The sequence below is a fragment of the Vibrio sp. D173a genome (genome assembly GCF_030248475.1).
On the sequence record NZ_JAHGAH010000284.1, the window covers coordinates 1 to 14006 of the forward strand.

The 14006-nt window shown below is 46.0% G+C and carries 13 protein-coding genes and 1 pseudogene; 6 read left to right on the forward strand and 8 right to left on the reverse strand.

The window, feature by feature from the left end:
* Positions 1 to 109 precede the first annotated feature (109 nt).
* A complete protein-coding gene (locus KIV40_RS24215; RefSeq protein ID WP_285351729.1) occupies positions 110 to 829 on the reverse strand; it encodes a beta-ketoacyl-ACP reductase in 720 nt (239 codons plus the stop codon).
* Positions 830 to 1266: 437 nt separating this feature from the next.
* Between KIV40_RS24215 and KIV40_RS24220 the strand changes: the two genes are divergently transcribed.
* Together KIV40_RS24220 and KIV40_RS24225 are read left to right on the forward strand one after the other, a co-directional pair.
* Positions 1267 to 2751 (forward strand): DUF1800 family protein, encoded by a 1485-nt coding sequence (locus KIV40_RS24220; RefSeq protein WP_285351730.1) that lies wholly within the window; start codon positions 1267 to 1269, stop codon positions 2749 to 2751.
* Positions 2752 to 2756: 5 nt separating this feature from the next.
* Positions 2757 to 4103 carry a DUF1501 domain-containing protein gene (locus KIV40_RS24225; RefSeq protein WP_285351731.1) on the forward strand — a complete coding sequence of 449 codons (1347 nt, stop codon included), beginning with the start codon at positions 2757 to 2759 and terminating at the stop codon, positions 4101 to 4103.
* 124 nt (positions 4104 to 4227) lie between these two features.
* On the opposite strand, the gene KIV40_RS24230 is transcribed toward KIV40_RS24225, so the two are convergent.
* The 3 genes from KIV40_RS24230 to KIV40_RS24240 are packed head-to-tail and all read right to left on the reverse strand — an operon-like array spanning position 4228 to position 7084.
* Positions 4228 to 5022 carry a metal ABC transporter permease gene (locus tag KIV40_RS24230; RefSeq protein ID WP_285351733.1) on the reverse strand — a complete coding sequence of 265 codons (795 nt, stop codon included), beginning with the start codon at positions 5020 to 5022 and terminating at the stop codon, positions 4228 to 4230.
* A gap of 3 nt (positions 5023 to 5025) precedes the next feature.
* The gene (locus tag KIV40_RS24235; RefSeq protein ID WP_012129901.1) at positions 5026 to 5952 is read right to left on the reverse strand and encodes a metal ABC transporter solute-binding protein, Zn/Mn family; all 927 of its coding nucleotides are present in this window, start codon (positions 5950 to 5952) and stop codon (positions 5026 to 5028) included.
* Positions 5942 to 7084 carry a hypothetical protein gene (locus KIV40_RS24240; protein WP_285351735.1) on the reverse strand — a complete coding sequence of 381 codons (1143 nt, stop codon included), beginning with the start codon at positions 7082 to 7084 and terminating at the stop codon, positions 5942 to 5944. Before KIV40_RS24240 ends, KIV40_RS24235 begins: the two co-directional genes overlap by 11 nt.
* 397 nt (positions 7085 to 7481) lie before the next feature.
* Here KIV40_RS24240 and KIV40_RS24245 point away from each other — a divergent pair.
* Positions 7482 to 7559: pseudogene (locus KIV40_RS24245) on the forward strand (cupin); the annotation flags it as partial.
* 98 nt (positions 7560 to 7657) lie between these two features.
* Here KIV40_RS24245 and KIV40_RS24250 read toward each other — a convergent pair.
* Together KIV40_RS24250 and KIV40_RS24255 are read right to left on the reverse strand one after the other, a co-directional pair.
* The gene (locus tag KIV40_RS24250; protein WP_285351736.1) at positions 7658 to 7933 is read right to left on the reverse strand and encodes a YdcH family protein; all 276 of its coding nucleotides are present in this window, start codon (positions 7931 to 7933) and stop codon (positions 7658 to 7660) included.
* A 233-nt stretch (positions 7934 to 8166) separates the two neighbouring features.
* A complete protein-coding gene (locus tag KIV40_RS24255) occupies positions 8167 to 9036 on the reverse strand; it encodes a GyrI-like domain-containing protein (protein ID WP_012129906.1) in 870 nt (289 codons plus the stop codon).
* A 131-nt stretch (positions 9037 to 9167) separates the two neighbouring features.
* Between KIV40_RS24255 and KIV40_RS24260 the strand changes: the two genes are divergently transcribed.
* Positions 9168 to 10316 carry a PLP-dependent aminotransferase family protein gene (locus KIV40_RS24260; RefSeq protein ID WP_285351737.1) on the forward strand — a complete coding sequence of 383 codons (1149 nt, stop codon included), beginning with the start codon at positions 9168 to 9170 and terminating at the stop codon, positions 10314 to 10316.
* A gap of 436 nt (positions 10317 to 10752) precedes the next feature.
* Positions 10753 to 11781 (forward strand): hypothetical protein, encoded by a 1029-nt coding sequence (locus KIV40_RS24265; RefSeq protein ID WP_285351738.1) that lies wholly within the window; start codon positions 10753 to 10755, stop codon positions 11779 to 11781.
* A 399-nt stretch (positions 11782 to 12180) separates the two neighbouring features.
* Here KIV40_RS24265 and KIV40_RS24270 read toward each other — a convergent pair whose 3' ends face one another.
* Together KIV40_RS24270 and KIV40_RS24275 are read right to left on the reverse strand one after the other, a co-directional pair.
* On the reverse strand, positions 12181 to 12507 hold the full coding sequence (locus KIV40_RS24270) for a DUF4156 domain-containing protein (protein ID WP_285351739.1): 327 nt from the start codon (positions 12505 to 12507) through the stop codon (positions 12181 to 12183).
* Between the two features lie 79 nt (positions 12508 to 12586).
* Complete coding sequence (locus KIV40_RS24275) at positions 12587 to 13051, reverse strand: hypothetical protein (protein WP_285351740.1); 465 nt, start codon at positions 13049 to 13051, stop codon at positions 12587 to 12589.
* A gap of 241 nt (positions 13052 to 13292) precedes the next feature.
* Here KIV40_RS24275 and KIV40_RS24280 point away from each other — a divergent pair.
* The coding region (locus KIV40_RS24280) for a hypothetical protein (RefSeq protein WP_285351742.1) at positions 13293 to 14006 on the forward strand (714 nt) is incomplete at its 3' end.

The window sequence follows — 14006 nt, forward strand, 5'->3', positions numbered from 1 at the left end:
GTGTCGTCTACTCGACAACTGTTAGCCACCAACTCAATTACCCCCCCCCAACAAAAACGCCCTTCACATAAGCAAAGGGCGTTTGTTATTTGAGGCTGAGTGTTGAAGGTTAAAGCACTAACCCGCCGTCAATCTTGAGTACTTGGCCTGTGATGTAGGCGCTCTTGTCGGAGGTTAAGAAGGAGACGCCATTGGCGATGTCTTGTACTGAGCCCATTCGACCTAATGGAGTTTTGCCCTCCATCATTTGAATCACTTTTTCTGGCAGGTTCTTGGTCATATCGGTGGCGATAAAGCCTGGTGCAACGCAATTGACACGGATCTGAGCGCCCTTTCTTGATAGCTCTTTCGCCCAGCCTTTGCTCATCGAGATGACACCGCCTTTACTTGCGCCGTAATTACTCTGGCCGATGTTGCCATCCGTACCCACAATAGAAGAGATACTGACAATGCTGCCAGTACCCTGCTCTAGCATCACTGGCGCGACGCGTTGAGTGAGCAAGAATACCGCTTTTAGGTTTACGTCGATAACGCTGTCCCAATCTTGCTCTAGCATGTCTGGCAACAATGCATCACGCGTGATACCGGCGTTGTTAACCAGCGCATCGATTCTTCCATGCTGCCTTACGATACTGTCTACCACTTCGCTGACCGCTGCTGCATCGCACAAATTGACTTGATAATTGCTTAGCTGCGCTGACTGGCTCCATTCCACAGGCGATATGTCTAGCCCGACGACGTGGAATCCATCTTCCAGTAATTGCTCACAAATCGCTTGGCCAATACCACGAGCCGCACCAGTAACAACTGCTACTTTTTCCGCTTTCATCTTGGTCTTCCTTAAATGTTGAGATTACAAATTCGCTTTTTCCCTAGCGTTTTTTATTTTTATGCCCAGCCACGTTACAGCTGCGCTTCCATACGCAGGGTCTTTCATATTTACTTCAAACTATAGGAACAGTCTGGGAGCCGGATGTGAACTAATCAAGACAACTTGATGATGGTTTGCAAAATAACGGGTTTCCGTCACCGTTCTGTCGATATGGCGGTGTAATAAGTGCGCTGTTTGTTGAATAACTCGCCTTTCATTTAGAGCTCATAAAACTAATTCTTAGATTATGCAGCAAAGTCACAATAAACCTGTGGGTATTACATTCTTGTTATCGAAATTCTCGATTACGATTTAAAGATACGGCGTGCTTTTAAATATGGACGTAGCAAAGGACGCCTTACCTGAGAAAGATAACAAAACCTACGGGAGATAAAATGAATCAGGCTTACATAGATGCAGCAAGAACGCTGCAACAGTGCACGTTCGGGCCATCCCAACGTGACATTAATGATCTTGTTCAATCGGGAAGCATTGAAAACTGGGTCGCTCAACAAACACTTATTACACCGTCTTCTTGGCTGAAGCATTTTGAGCAAGATGAGCTCAACGTACCGGACTTAGGGCAAAGCTTATATTACGCCAGCAGCTGGACACGCATGACAGTCGAAGGCGATGATATCTTGCGTCAGCGTATTGCTTATACCCTGTCTCAACTCTTTGTAGTCAGCGTGAAAGATCCGGCATTTAAAGCGGCTTCTAAGCGTCGCTACATGTGTAATTACTTCGACGGGTTGCTCGACAATGCCTTCGGAAACTTCCGCGATGTGATTCGCTTTGTGTCGAAATCGCCAATCATGGGTGAGTACCTGACTTTTGTGAATAACGTTTCTAACGAGCTCACTGCCCCAGATGAAAACTACGCACGTGAACTGTTGCAACTGTTCACGCTCGGCCCAGTTAAACTGCGTAACAACGGTGAAGTGCGTTTGGATGCCGAAGGTAACGAAGTGGCGTCTTACACTCAAGAAGACATCGAGCAACTTGCGCGTGTGTTTACCGGTTGGAAGTTCATCGATATTCGCGGTAATGATAAGTACAGCCAGCCAATGGAACCACGTGGCGAGCACGATATGGGTGAGAAGCCCATTCTTGGTAAAACCTTCCCTGGCGGTGTCGGTGCAGAAGAAGAGCTGGAAGCGGTGATCGAGCATTTGATGAACCAAAACACGCTCTACACCTTTGTGACTAAGTTCTTCATCAACAAACTTGTGACCAGCAATCCAAGAGCGGGTTATATTCGCCGTGTTCGCCGTGCGTTCAAACGTTCTGATGGCGACATGCAAGCCTTAATAATCGCGATTCTCACGGATAAAGACGCGCTTCGCTCTGGCAGCACGGTGGGTAAATTGCGTGACCCGCTTTCTGTGTTTACCCATGCGATGCGCGCGCTACAAGTGAAGCGACGCGACGGCGTACTGATGTGGCCAAAACAGTTCAATTGGTATAACCGAACGTTGCCACTGTCTGCACCTTCTGTGTTTTATTATTACCAACCTGATGATGCGCCAAACCACCCTGATTTTAATGGTCTGGTGGCACCAGAATTCAATGTGTACCAATGGCATGATATCTACCAATATGGGATTCAGTTCCGTGAGCTTGTCGCTCGCTTCGAGGAAGAGGCCAAAGATTGGTACATGGATGAAGTGCTGTTCACCCGATACCTTGCTTTTGATGACGAAGGCGTAGTGGATTACCTCAACGAGCATTTGTTTGCTTATCAAATGAGTGAGCAAGCTCGTCAATGCTATCTCGATTACCTCGCCCAGTGCCCAAGTCGCCAATCTAAATGGCGCAAAGAGATTAAGAATCTCGTTATGAACGCACTGCTTTCACCAGAATTCATCACACAGGGGTAATCATCATGAACTTAACACGACGTCGTTTTTTACAAGCAGGTTCCGCTGGTGTTGGGGTTTCTGCACTTAACCTTGCTGCTTTTCCTGCCTTTGCAGACTCTTTCAATCAGTTCAAAAACGGCTATCGCGCCGTAGTGGGCATCGACCTTGCGGGCGGCAACGATGGCTACAATATGCTGATCCCTACGGCCGCACCGGCGAACAGCCAGTATCGTGCACTGCGTGGCAGCTTAGCTTTGGATGAGACGAGCTGTATTCATTTAGATGCGGTCAATGATGACGCCAAACTGGCATTAAACCCTGCCATGGCAGCGCTCAAGACCTATTGGGATAATGCTAACCTTGTACCTGTTGTGAACCTAGGTCCACTGACACAGCGCGTGAATAATGTGATTTATGGTGAGAGTACTCGCCCCGCTCATTTGTTCAGCCACTCTCATCAATCCACTATGGTTCAGTCTCACGCGACTAAGTCTCTATCTAAAGAGGGCTTTGGTGCTAAGACTTCCACAGAGCTCGGCACTATGCTGCGCAGTCTAAATGAGCTGTCACCAATGTTTGATATTGGCGGCACGCAAGTGTGGACCAACTGTATCGAGGCGCAATCTAACTCGGTCGGCTCTCAACCACCGAGCGATATTTTTAATGACCAACGTTCGCGAGATCTGTTTGATCAACTGCAAAACACGGGCAGTTACGGTAATGTTTTTCAGTCTCATTATGCTGGTGTTGCAGTGGATTCAACCAGAATGTATCAGGAGTTCAGCGCCATTTTGAATGCCGAGATTACTGAGGTATTCCCAGAAACACGCATCGGTAATCAATTAAAAGCGGTATTTAAGTTGCTGCTGCATAAAGATCAGTTCCAGCATCCTGCGCAGTACTTTAGTTGTAAGTTAGGTGGGTTCGATACGCACTCGGCTCAAATTAGCCGCCAAACGGGTTTGCTGCAAGAGTTGGCAGAAGCGATGGCCGCGTTCCAATTGGCTTTGGAAAACAATGGCTTGTTTGATCAGGTAACGACGTTCACCCATTCGGAATTTGGCCGTACTTTGATTCCAAACGGTACGGATGGTACGGATCACGGCTGGGCAAGCCACGCATTGGTGATGGGCGGCGGTGTAGCAGGAAAAGCGATCGTGGGTGAATATCCAGACTTATCTGAGACAAGCCCTTACTTGCTCTCGCGTGGGCGTGTGATTCCAACCATCTCTTCCGATCAGCTTCATGCGAGTTTAATGGCATGGTTAGGGCTATCTGAAACGGGAATTAATCAATTATTCCCTGCGCTGGATAACACTTTGACAGATTCAATCCAACCTCAGACTCTCCCTCTGTTCAAATCTTGCTAATATAGAGGGAGAAATATAAGTGACTAAGTAATCTATTAATAGTCTACATGGTTACTAATAAGAAAAAGCAGTGCTAAACAAAAGGCTCCGTTCACGCGGAGCCTTTTTATCATTTGGAGAATAGTCACGCCGTCTCTTCATTAATGGAGGGCGATTTATGCAGCCAAGGCTGAACCAAGAGATTAAACAGCATACCCGCGATAAATAAAGTTATCACAATGCTCGCTCCGCTCGGTAAGTCGTACCGAGCTGACGCCGAAATGCCAGACAAAATCCCCACAAAGCCGATACTGATGCTCGCAATGAAGAATCTCGTTCCTTTTAACGCCGCGGCACACAAAGCCGGAATAACTAACAGAGCAAACTCTAAATAGATGCCCGTGAGCTTGACCGTAATCGGCATCAAGATAGCAAAGATCAGGTAAAAGCCACTGCCCTGCATAAATGCAGGTTTTAGCCAAACCAACAGCAACATCGCCGCGGTTATTAATGCCAAGGGCCACACATCATCCCATGTCGACCACAATAACTGCCCGTTAAGAATGCCTTGGATAAAGTCTGCACCATGCGGATCTTTACTTACGAGTAAGATCGCCAATGAGGCGGAGACCACAAACAAGCTGCCAATCATCGGCTCCAAATGCTGTTGGTAACGCTTCTCCATTAAGGCAATCAAACCACACAGCAATAACGACATCACCCAAGGGCCGACCATCTCGCCGAAGAAGGAACCCGAGAAGAGCGCGTATTGGTTCAGCCAATAATGACTTAGTGCGGCCCCCAATGCGGCAACTTGTGCCACCGCCAAATCAATGAAGATGATTTGGCGTTTTAGCACTTGTTGACCAAGCACGACATTACCGACTAACGCGATCAGGCCACACAGTACCGCGGGCAATAACCATGCGTACTCTGTCATGGTTTAGCTCTTCACCGGATCAGGCTGCACCAGCACATCTAGCAATTCGTCGATGACTTGGTCGTACATTTCATCAAGACTTTGTCCGTTAGAAACCGTGAGCGGTAACTGGATCAGAGGCTTGTCTGTCTGCTGCTGTAACCAGTTCGCGGGGCGTTTATCTTGGTGCGATGAGAATACAATCGCATCAAAGCTATTGGCCTCTAACTTGGTTAATGATTGCAGATGAGAAGTGGTTGGCGAGATTCCCGGCTTCGGTTCAAGGTCAGCGATTTGCTCCATACCAAGCCAATCGTAAAGATAACGATAGGTAGCGTGATAACCGACAACTTGTTTGCCTTTTAACGGTGCCGCTTTCTCGTGCCACTCATTCAGCTTTTTGCGCCAATGAGCTCGGAACTTCATGCCGTTAAGTTGGTAGGTTGGCGCGTTATCTGGATCGATGGTTTTCAAGCGATCAGTGATCGCCCGTGACAGGGGAATCATGTCATTCGCCGCAAACTGCACATGTGGGTTTCCGTGCGCATGTATGTCCCCCATACTGCGGTCGACATGATCATGGGTGTCTAACATACGCACGAAATCGGTCGCGTAAACCATGCTTGATGCGCCATTTTGCACCGCGCTATTACTACTGCGAACTTGCAGCATTGGCAGCCACCCGACTTCTAGCTCCGCACCAGAACACATTGCGATGTCCGCTTGGCGCATTTTGGCAATTAAAGAAGGACGCGCTTGCACGTAATGGGGATCTTGCTTAGCGGTCGTCGCAGAATAGATGGTGGCGTCTGGCGCATGGCTTTCAAGAAAGGCTTTCCATTCTGGCTCGCAGACGAAGATGTTCAGCGCCAAAGCAGGCGAAGAGATGATGGCAGCCCCCGCCGCCATCATCGCTACACTGCATTTACTGAGCGTAAGCTTAGAACGCATGTGCACCGTGCGCTCCAAATGTCATCACGTATTGCAGAGTGAATACGTTGTCTGTCTCGCTGTCTTGGTTGTCGATACGAGAGTATTGCGCTCGGATTGTACCGAAGTGAGAAGAATCCCACGCGATCATCGCATCCATTTCTTTGTCTTTTAGAGCCGTGAAGTGCATGTGGTCACCGTGTGCGTGGCCATCGTAGCTTTCTGCCTCACCGTAACGTAGACCTGCAGACCAGCTTGGGTTGAAACGGTAAACACCTGACACGTAGTAAGCGCTTAGATTATCTGGTGATTCTGCATCGTCTTTGAACTTACTATCTACCACACCGTCTAGCAGCATGTATTCAGCAGATAGTGTGAAGTTGCTGTATTTGTAGTTGCCGTCTGGTGCCCACTTCCATACAAAGTCTGCGCCGTAAAGGTTAGCGCCAGTTACCGCGGCACCGTGACTATGATCGTGTCCATGCACGTCTGCATGACCGTGGTCGTGATCTTCAAACTCCGTCACTTTGCCGTTTTCGTTACGTAGGTAACTTAGGCCAAACTGCCAGCTTGAAGACTCAGAGAAGTCGTCACCCAGTTTCAACGTTGTTGTGTAAACACCCACCTCAGAGCCATCTTCAACAGAAGACATCTTGCTCCCGCTTAGCGCTTCTACACCAAACTTCACGTAAAGATCAGTGGGTAGCACGATGTTTGCGCGTACACCATCATCGTAGTAATGCGAACCAAGGAAAGTACGATAAGCGATTGGTCGCTCTACGAAACTGTCGGTATGCATATGCTGGTTGTTTAGGTAACCAAAATCAGAAAGGAATCGACCTGCACGCACATTTAAACCGTATGGAAGAGCTAGAGTCTCGATGAACGCTTCTTCAAGCATCAGTTCGGTTTCATCACCGTGGTTTTCAAGAACCGCCGTCAGTGAGCCGTGGAATTTATCATCGATGTTTGCAGACATGTTCACCTCAGTGTGACCAAGGCCGAAACCTTCTTCACGCTCTGAGTTGTTACGCTGGCCATCTTGATAGTAACCGTCTAGTACCACGCCGATCTGAGGGTTTGAGAGCGTATCGGCAAAAACTGGGGAGACAAACAAGCTACCAACCGCTAAAGAGACCAATTTCTTATTCACTACGTTTTTCCTTACTTTGTTATGTTATAACACTACTTAATATTTTGCAGATGTTATAACATAACAAAGACTAAAAAAAGCCTAAAAAAAGCGAGGCATGTAATAAATTGTAAATTTTTATTCTATGAAAATTATCAATAGCAATCATAAGGTTAATGAGAGTTCACCACTCTTTAAGCTCTATATGATCATCATCGTCTCGCTCTCTTTTGGCTGCTCGATGTGGGTAAGCAAGGGATACTCCCTCGCTTGAAGGGGTGAAAGCTGCCACGGGTAAAACGGCATATACTTAGTCAATACGGGGGTAGGATTGGAAACACACAATGCTCAATATGGACTTCTCACAACGTTTAGTGATTAAAACCCATCAACAAGATTGGATTGCTAGCCCTTCTCTCATATGAGTGAGCATTTCCCTTTTGTCGACGAAGAAACGGTGATTTGGGTGAAGACGGGTCACTTACCCGCAAGTTAGCTAAACCGTGAATTAGCTAAACCGTGAATTAGCAGAGCCATAAGTTAACTAAGCCGTTCTTATCAAGTAATCGAGGCCAAATACAAGAACGGCTCGAATCATCGAGCCGCTATCCATGAAACATAACCGTTAAATTTTGCGCTCATAATTTTTGAGGAGAGCCAGTCTTTTAGCTCCGCTCTGTTGTGTTTGAGTGTGTTCATTTCATGGTCGTCGATTGGGTTTCCTTGCAATTCGAGTTCGCGGATTTCTTTGTCGAGCTGGTTGTAGTTTTTTGCATTTTCAGCAAACGCACTGTCGTTTGCCGTCAGTTGAGTGATGGTATCCAAATGTTCTGGGAATTCATGAGTTAATGAGTGATTTTCACCTAACATAGAGACCTCTTTGGCTGAGTACATTTTAGTTAAATAAGCTGCTTAATTCCTAAGCAACGCTTAAAGCCACCATAGCATTTCAGCCAAAGGTAAATTGTCGATTTGAGCACATTTTGACCGACACTTTATAACTTCATCCGTTTGTCATCTATTTACAAAAGTATCTATAAAACAAGCACATCGTGGGCTTTCTCATCCGCTCAAAGCCTACTTTATGGCTTCGCTATTTTTCGTTAAAAGAAGCTGATCGGTAAATAGAAATCTAACTCGAACGCCTCTTCATGATTGAGGAAATGGTTTTTATGGTAGTGCACGTAGGCTGGCGTCGAGCGTTGTTTGAAGCCCGAATTGGGCAGCCATTTCTCTAATACCATACTGATCTGCGGCAGCAATTCACCATACACCCCAGTAAGTCGAAATACCGCATGTAAGCCACCCGGAATGGTCATTTGATTCACAACGCCACGATACTTAAGCGGCTTATCAATTGCCATACAAGCAACGTAGCGGCATTTATCTAACTCAACCCAAGCAGGATTAGAATGATGCAAACCGTATTGGGTGGAAAAGTCACGATGCTCTGAGTTCGCCCAAGCTTTTAGCACCAACCAAGCATTGCGAATAGAACGGTTGTAGCCTTCATGACGAACGTAAGCAGCAAAGCGTTGTGGCACTTCAACTATCTTTGGCTCCGGTAAGGTACGCTTCGCGACTCGATGGTAACCCGCCGCCACTTCTGGGTCTTTGAGGTATGGCTTCTCAGCGACTTGCAAATCGTGCTTACGCCAAGCGCCGGGAGACATATCAAACGTGGCTTTGAACGCACGGCTGAACGAAGATACCGAGCTGAAACCACACTTATTGGCAATCTCCAATACCGATGATTTGGTATCAAACATCAACTGGTTTGCGGCGTATTCCATTCGGGTGCGACGAACGTATTGGTGAATTGACTCCCCAACAACGTCTTTAAAAATACGGTGGAAATGCTGCTCAGAATACGCTGCTACATCAGCCAGCTCTTTGGCGGATAATTCTCTACCGATGTCTTGATGAATGTAGAACAACACATCATTGATTCTGGAAACCTGTTGCTGGCTCATAAGTGGGCGTTTTACTTAAATAGCATAAATGGACATGTTTAACAGCATATATGGACACACCAAGTTTAACAATTCCCATATAATATCTTTCAACTAAAACCAAAATTAAAAAAATACGAGAAGCACAACGCATGGAAATCGCACAGTCACTACAACAAGTAAAGTCATCGTACATTCGAGAGATCCTCGCTGCCGCTAGCGATAAAAACGTCATCTCGCTTGCTGGCGGTTTGCCCGATGAAAAGACCTTCCCTATCGACTTAATGAAGCCGACGCTAGAAAACTTGGCAAACATGCCTGAAGTTTTCCAATACGGCTCAACAGCAGGCTACGCGCCACTGCTAGAGTTCCTAAACGGCTACTTCAAACTGCCTGAAACACACGCCGCAATGATTACTACAGGCTCTCAGCAAGGCCTAGATCTGATTGCACGTGCTTATGTAAACCCAGGTCATAAAGTCGTGATGGAGGCACCAAGCTACCTTGGTGCAATGCAGGTGTTTGGTTTGGTTCAGGCGGACATCGTGACTGTCTCTCAAACAGAATTTGGTCCAAACCTTGAAGAGCTAGAGCAATGCTTTGCAGAACAAAAACCGAAGATGTTCTACGCTGTACCCGATTTCCATAACCCAACAGGGGTTTGCTGGGCGCTAGAAACACGTCAGAAAGTTGCAGAACTTTGTATTCAATACAACGTCGCTTTTATTGAAGACGCACCTTACCGTGAGTTGCGTTTCTCCGGTGAAGCACTGCCGCTTGTCTCTGATTTCTGTCCTAAGCATTCTATCGTGCTGCGTTCATTCTCTAAGATCGCTTCTCCGGGTCTTCGCATTGGTGTGGTGACAGGTAAAAGCAGTTATCTAGAACCGCTGATTAAAATCAAACAGGGTGCGGATCTGCATTCCAGCGTACCAATGCAAGCACTTCTGCACGGTCTGCTTCAGCACGATAACTTTGAAACTCACATCAGCACCATTTGTGAGCTCTACAAGTCACGTTACGATGTCATGTACGCAGAGCTAGAAAGACAGCTTCCTAGCAATTGTGTATTGAAGCCCGTTGACGGTGGCATGTTTGTATGGGTGGAAATTCCAGAATGCGATACCTTTGAACTGGCAAAATCATTGCTTGCGAACGGTGTGGCTGTTGTACCTAGCCCAGTGTTCTATCCAGAAGGATCAGAAGTCAAAGCAGCGTTGCGACTCAACTTCACCAACGCAACGCCTGAAGAGCTCAAAGTTGCCGTGACTCGTTTAGCCGACGTACTGAACGCGCTGTAATATAAATTACACCTTAGAATCCAAATACCTGCCTTTGAGATGCGAATTAAGTCTCGAAGGCAGCGTTTCAAAAAGTTCCCCAAAAAATTTATTTTTTTCTCTCAAAATCAACTCTCTACGTTAAGTGTCTGTTTTCGCTTGATCCTCTAACGATCGCAAAAAAGAGATCTTGATCACGCATTTGAAGCCTTGAAAAGTTACGTCTATCTTTCAGAAAAAAGGCATCGACTTTGTCGCATCATCTGCGAATTCAAACACTTTTGATCATGAGGGCTTATCACTATCAAAAGTTGCGCTGAAACCATCAGCAAAGCAGTCTGTGAAGATGAACGCCGCAAGGACGCAACTACAACCATTCTGAATGTCGCTACACCAATCCGTGATTGGACTTATACACGTCGGCTTAGCGCATCATATTACAGAGGGGTTTATCAGGATGAACATTCGACCATCGAAAGGACTTGTTGTCACAGGCTTGTCCACCGTACTTTCACTCGCAGCCATGCAAGTAGCACACGCGAGCAATTCACCAAACTGTAGCGACGTACTAGCAGGTAACAAAACCGCCGTGTCTCAAAAAATGACTGTGCTGTTGGGTGAAGACATCACGCAATCCAACCTAGTCACGACCGTTGTTCCGGCAAAGAACAACCCATTCGTCACAGAAGCGCTGGTCTCTGTTTCTAACGATGTTTCTCCAAACGGCTTGCTGCCGAAGAAGTCACTAGAAGAAATCCAGCAAGTGCGCGAAAACATCGAGAAAGCCGGCTTAGAGGTAAGCAAGTTACAAAAAACGTTTGAAGTCGCGTTTGTAAGCCTTATCGACGGACATTGTCAGTTCTCGACCAACAAGCTAACAACCAACGCCAAGATTGATTTTGACCACTTAGAAGGTCTGTCTGCCTACTCTATTCCTGCTCTATTGGCCATGGTTGATAAGTCGTACACAATCGCAGAAGTACGTATTGAAGCCGAAAAAGCGCGCGCGGCAGAAATCGAACGTGAGAAAGAAAGACAACGAGAAATGGCAGCTGCAGCGGCCGCCGCACGCTATCAAGATGCTAACGTACTAGTAAGAGTCGAGAAGTTTGATGGCGCTAACGTCACCTTCTCTGTGACTAACCTCTCTTCTGACGGTGAATTACAGCCGAACTTCAATACTTTTAGAGCGTATCAGACCGATAAAGGTGAGTTGATTTATAAATCGGAATCGCTACTCAGCCTCGTCGATAGCGAAGGGAACGGACTGACGACCATCGGTATTGCCGAGCTTGGCCCAGATAGCGGCACAGAGATGAGTATATCTCCGGGTGAAACACGTAAGTTCATTACGAGTATTAAATCTGAAGTGGCGCCAGAGATGAAATTGAGCTTAGAGTTCCCTGCAAAAGTGCTTAACACCGATGAAGCCTTCACCCTATCCTTTACGGATTCTGTTGCGATGGCGACCGCAGGGCTAAATTAGACAGTAGCTACATTAAACCGTAATTGCGCTAGGCAATAACTGCATCAAATAGAGATAACATTAGGGTCTGTTGATCTCTCGCTGTTAAATTTTGTTCGGATGGGGACGCCTTGTCAAAATCGTTTTATGCTTTGTTAAGGAGTGTGTCGCCTAGTCATTCTAAGCAAATACTCCTTAACAAAGCATAAAACGATTTTAGTCGGGGGCGCCTAGCCGAACCCTTTGGGCAGCGTTTGTTGGTCATTTCTACTGCGTTATCGACTTCTCATGTAGATTAGCTACATAGCAAAGTCTCTGTCTTGTATAAATATCCAACAACTCGCTGCAAAAATCAGCTCGAAAGGTCAACAGACCCTAGATATCAAAACAAAAAAGCAGACTATCACGTCTGCTTTTCTTTTAGTTTTTACACTGGTATGCGTTAGCGAACATAGTCACTGAGCTAGAGAATCCTAGCGGTTGATACAAGTAAAGCGTATCCGCGCCTAACTCTGCTGCTTTGATACGCATTTGGCTGAGTGTTCCCCAAACCATGTCTTTATCTGCGTGCAGCCAGTAGTCGTAAAAATGGCCTTCAGAGCCTATCACGGTGCCAAGGTGCTGACAGTTTGCGATTGCGTTTACATCGTCCCAAATCACTTTTACTTGCTCGGACTCTTGTGTTGGGAAGGTCACGCAGCCAGTTAATAACGTTGCTAATGCTGCAGCAGTCATTAACTTTTTCATAATTTCATCGCCTTAGAATTAAATAGACTGCGGATTCTATTTATCGTTTAAGCAATGAACAACAAAAATTTTTTATGCTTTACATAACCATTGATTTCACCGTTTTTCTTGGTTGTTTTAGTGCTCTTGCGTCACGAATGTTCAGTGTCATTAAGGTCAAGTTTGTGAAGCCTGCGAGCAGCTCAACGACTTGTATCACATAGAAAGTGGTATCAAACTGCCCAAGCAGAGCAAGATGCTGAAGGTAAATCGCCGCAGGGACAAGAATTAAAACACCGTTCATGGCGACAAAAGGCATGCGTTTTCTCTTAGCAGCGATAGGGCCTTTTTTCACTTTAGGCGCCATCTTAGCTCCTGTGATTCCTGCCGCTGCCATTAAAGGTACTACCGCCCAAATCGCATACGAGATATAGGTTTTCACCGCAACAATCGCCTGCTGATCACCAAAAAGTTCAACAAATACGGTACTGGTGAAAAAGCTCATAATAAACATATATGCAGTCATAGAGCTGATTCGGTGAACGAGGCTGAGTGTCTTTTTCATAGCGATATTCTCTTTTTTAGATGTAGTAGTAACGGTACGAGCAAAAGATTACACAACAACTGTTGCGAACACAACAATTGCAATAAAAATAAATTATCTCAATTATCAAAGGAATAGCAAAAACCTCTATTAACCTCATGTTTTAAAACACAATTAATAAATGTAAAAAATGAGAGCGCCATTGGATTTTGTGAGCAAATTGGAGTAAAACTGAAGAGTAGATGAAAAAGAGGGACTGAATTTGGCTTCCAAAAATAAACTGATCCGTTATCAATCCATTGAAGTCGAGGATGTCTTCAGTAAGGAAGATAAGTTGATCAAACTCGTGCAAACGGATCAACTCTCTCAGGTGCTGTTGTTATGGCAGGTGAAAAGCCCAACACTGGTTCTTCCGGCAGGAAAGAAGTGGCCTATTTCGGATGAACTTGAACAAGGCCTTAAAGACACAAACTGGAAGCTCTTCTCAAGAAAAACAGGGGGCGCACCAGTCCCGCAAGTTCCGGGGATCATTAATCTCTCACATATTTACCATTGGCCAGAAGATCAGCCATACGACATTAAGAAAGCATACCTTGATTTGTGTTCCGTGCTCACCGTCTTCTTTAAGCAGCTTGGTGTAAATGTCGACGTACACGCAACGCCAAATTCCTACTGTGATGGCGACTACAACCTAAACATCGGTGGACAAAAAGTAGTTGGGACAGCGCAGCGCGTATTACTGAAGAAAGGCGGCGGACAAGTTGTGCTTTCTCAAGCCTGTATTCTTATTAATGCCGATGTCGAGAAAATCGTTGAACCGGTAAAACTGTGCAATCAATTATGTAACCATGCAGACCATATTCGCGGTGATGTGCACACTCCCCTATTTAACCATATTGAACAAAGACCAAGTGTGGATGCCTTGTTCCAACTCATCACTCAAGCTTTCTTAGATCATGCTATACCCGTGATCATT

Excerpts from the sequence above, each read along its gene's own strand:
- KIV40_RS24260 (WP_285351737.1), top strand. The coding sequence starts at position 9,168 with ATGGAAATCGCACAGTCACTACAACAAGTAAAGTCATCGTACATTCGA.
- KIV40_RS24270 (WP_285351739.1), bottom strand. The coding sequence starts at position 12,507 with ATGAAAAAGTTAATGACTGCTGCAGCATTAGCAACGTTATTAACTGGC.
- KIV40_RS24235 (WP_012129901.1), bottom strand. The coding sequence starts at position 5,952 with ATGCGTTCTAAGCTTACGCTCAGTAAATGCAGTGTAGCGATGATGGCG.
- KIV40_RS24265 (WP_285351738.1), top strand. The coding sequence starts at position 10,753 with ATGAACATTCGACCATCGAAAGGACTTGTTGTCACAGGCTTGTCCACC.
- KIV40_RS24275 (WP_285351740.1), bottom strand. The coding sequence starts at position 13,051 with ATGAAAAAGACACTCAGCCTCGTTCACCGAATCAGCTCTATGACTGCA.
- KIV40_RS24215 (WP_285351729.1), bottom strand. The coding sequence starts at position 829 with ATGAAAGCGGAAAAAGTAGCAGTTGTTACTGGTGCGGCTCGTGGTATT.
- KIV40_RS24250 (WP_285351736.1), bottom strand. The coding sequence starts at position 7,933 with ATGTTAGGTGAAAATCACTCATTAACTCATGAATTCCCAGAACATTTG.
- KIV40_RS24220 (WP_285351730.1), top strand. The coding sequence starts at position 1,267 with ATGAATCAGGCTTACATAGATGCAGCAAGAACGCTGCAACAGTGCACG.
- KIV40_RS24225 (WP_285351731.1), top strand. The coding sequence starts at position 2,757 with ATGAACTTAACACGACGTCGTTTTTTACAAGCAGGTTCCGCTGGTGTT.
- KIV40_RS24255 (WP_012129906.1), bottom strand. The coding sequence starts at position 9,036 with ATGAGCCAGCAACAGGTTTCCAGAATCAATGATGTGTTGTTCTACATT.
- KIV40_RS24230 (WP_285351733.1), bottom strand. The coding sequence starts at position 5,022 with ATGACAGAGTACGCATGGTTATTGCCCGCGGTACTGTGTGGCCTGATC.